A 2,782-nucleotide genomic window follows, 5' to 3' on the forward strand; every position below is an offset into this window, starting at 1 on the left:
GTGCTCCACTGTCCCCGGCTTCCCCACGAACCCAGGAGACAAACATGCCCGTAGAACTGAAGGTCAACGGCCGAAGCGTGGCCGTGGACGCGGCACCCCACACGCTGCTGGTGCACGCGCTTCGAGAACACCTGCGCCTCACCGGCACCCACGTGGGCTGCGACACCGCGCAATGCGGCGCCTGCACCGTGCACGTGGACGGCAAGGCCGTGAAGTCGTGCAACGTGCTGCTGGCCCAGGTGGCCGGGCGCTCGGTCACCACCATCGAAGGCATGGCCGCGGCCGACGGGACCATGCACCCCATGCAGGCCGCCTTCAAGGAGTGCCACGGCCTGCAGTGCGGCTTCTGCACGCCGGGCATGGTGATGAGCGCGGTGGACCTGTGCCAGCGCCACCCCGGCGCCAATGAGGCGCAGATCCGCGAGCAACTGGAAGGCAACCTGTGCCGCTGCACGGGGTACCACAACATCGTCAAGGCCGTGCAGCAAGGCGCTGCGGCCATGAAGTAAGGAGCGAGTCATGGGTGCCATCGATTTCGCCAAACTCCCCCACATCGGTGAGCCGCTGCGCCGCAAGGAGGACTACCGTTTCCTCACCGGCGCGGGCCAGTACACCGACGACATTCAGCTCGCCGGCATGAAGCACGCGGTGTTCGTGCGCTCGCCGCATCCGCACGCCAACATCCGCTCCGTGAACAAGACGGCCGCGCTGGCCGCGCCGGGCGTGGTGGGCATCTTCGACGGGCAGGACGTGGCCGCCGACAAGGTGGCCGGCCTGCCCTGCGGCTGGCTCATCACCAGCACCGACGGCCAGCCGATGAAGGAGCCGCCCCACCCCTTCCTGGCGCAGGGCAAGGTGCGCTACGTGGGCGACCACGTGGCCATCGTGGTGGCCGACACGCTGGAGAACGCCAAGAACGCCGCCGAGCTGGTGGAGGTGGACTACGAGCCCCTGCCCGCCGTGGTGGACGTGCGCGACGCGCCCAAGGGCACGGCGCTGCACGACATCGCGCCCGACAACCACTGCTACAAGTGGGCCATCGGCGACAAGGCGGCGGTGGACGCGACGTTTGCCAAGGCCGCGCATGTGACGAAGATCGACCTCGTCAACAACCGGCTCGCGCCCAACCCCATTGAGCCGCGCGCGGCGATCGGCGCCTACAACCGCGCCAACGACGAGTACACGCTGTACGTGGCCAACCAGAACCCGCACGTGGAGCGGCTGCTGATGACGGCCTTTGTGCTGGGCCTGCCCGAGCACAAGGTGCGCGTGATCGCGCCGGACGTGGGGGGTGGCTTCGGCGCCAAGATCTTCCTGTACGCGGAGGACGTGGCCGTGACCTGGGCCGCGAAGAAGCTCAACACGGCCATCAAATGGACGTGCGAACGCAGCGAAGCCTTTCTGTGCGACGCGCACGGCCGCGACCACGTGACGCACGCCGAGCTGGCGATGGACAAGGACGGCAAGTTCCTGGGCTTTCGCGTGCACACGGACGCGAACCTGGGCGCTTACCTCTCCACCTTCTCCACGGCGGTGCCCACCATCCTGTACGCCACGCTGCTGGCGGGGCAGTACACCACGCCGCAGATCTACGTGGAGGTGGACGCCTGGTTCACCAACACATCGCCGGTGGACGCGTACCGCGGCGCGGGCCGGCCCGAGGCCACCTACCTGCTGGAGCGCATCGTGAGCCGCGCCGCGTGGGAGATGAACCTCAGCCAGGACGAGATCCGCCGCCGCAACTTCATCACCCAGTTCCCGTACCAGACGCCGGTGGCGCTGCAGTACGACACGGGAGACTTCCACGCGTGCATGGACAAGGCCAATGAGCTGGCCGACGTGGCGGGCTTTGCCAAGCGACGCGAGGCGAGCAAGGCCAAGGGCCTGCTGCGCGGCATCGGCTACAGCAGCTACATCGAGGCCTGCGGCCTCGCGCCGTCGAACATCGCCGGGGCGCTGGGCGCGCGCGCGGGCCTGTTCGAATGCGGCGAGGTGCGCGTGCACCCCACGGGCAGCGTCACGGTGTTCACCGGTTCGCACAGCCACGGCCAGGGGCATGAGACGACGTTCGCGCAGGTGGTGGCGTCGCGGCTGGGCATCGATCCGTCGCAGGTGGACATCGTGCACGGCGACACGGGGCGCGTGCCGTTTGGCATGGGCACGTATGGCTCGCGCTCCATCTCGGTGGGCGGCGCGGCCATCATGCGCGCGCTGGACAAGATCGAGGCCAAGGCCAAGAAGATCGCCGCGCACCTGCTGGAGGCGAGCGACGCGGACATCGACTTCGCCAACGGCGAGTTCACGGTGAAGGGCACGGACAAGAAGATCGCCTTCGGCCAGGTGGCGCTGACGGCCTACGTGCCGCACAACTACCCGCTGGACAAGCTGGAGCCGGGCCTGAACGAAACCGCCTTCTACGACCCGACCAACTTCACCTTCCCCGGCGGCACCTACATCGCCGAGGTGGAGGTGAACCCCGAGACGGGCGAGACGCGCGTGGACCGCTTCACCGCGGTGGACGACTTCGGCACCATCATCAACCCGATGATCGTGGAGGGCCAGGTGCACGGCGGGCTGGTGCAAGGCATTGGCCAGGCGCTGCTGGAGCACTGCGTGTACGACCGCGAGACGGGCCAGCTCGTCACCGGTTCCTTCATGGACTACGCCATGCCGCGCGCGGACGACGTGCCCAGCTTCACCCTGGGCCACGTGACCACGCCCTGCACCACCAACCCGCTGGGCACCAAGGGCTGCGGCGAGGCGGGGGCCATCGGCTCCCCCC

The 2,782-nt window shown here is 68.5% G+C and carries 2 protein-coding genes; both read left to right on the forward strand.

What is annotated here, in order from left to right; translation table 11 throughout:
• The first annotated feature begins 44 nt into the window (after positions 1 to 44).
• A complete protein-coding gene (locus VLG41_RS03245) occupies positions 45 to 509 on the forward strand; it encodes a (2Fe-2S)-binding protein (protein ID WP_325347965.1) in 465 nt (154 codons plus the stop codon).
• Between the two features lie 10 nt (positions 510 to 519).
• A partial coding sequence (locus VLG41_RS03250; protein ID WP_325347966.1) for a xanthine dehydrogenase family protein molybdopterin-binding subunit occupies positions 520 to 2,782 on the forward strand: 2,263 nt, incomplete at its 3' end.

It is taken from the genome of Hydrogenophaga sp. (genome assembly GCF_035481345.1).
GTDB lineage: Bacteria > Pseudomonadota > Gammaproteobacteria > Burkholderiales > Burkholderiaceae_C > Hydrogenophaga.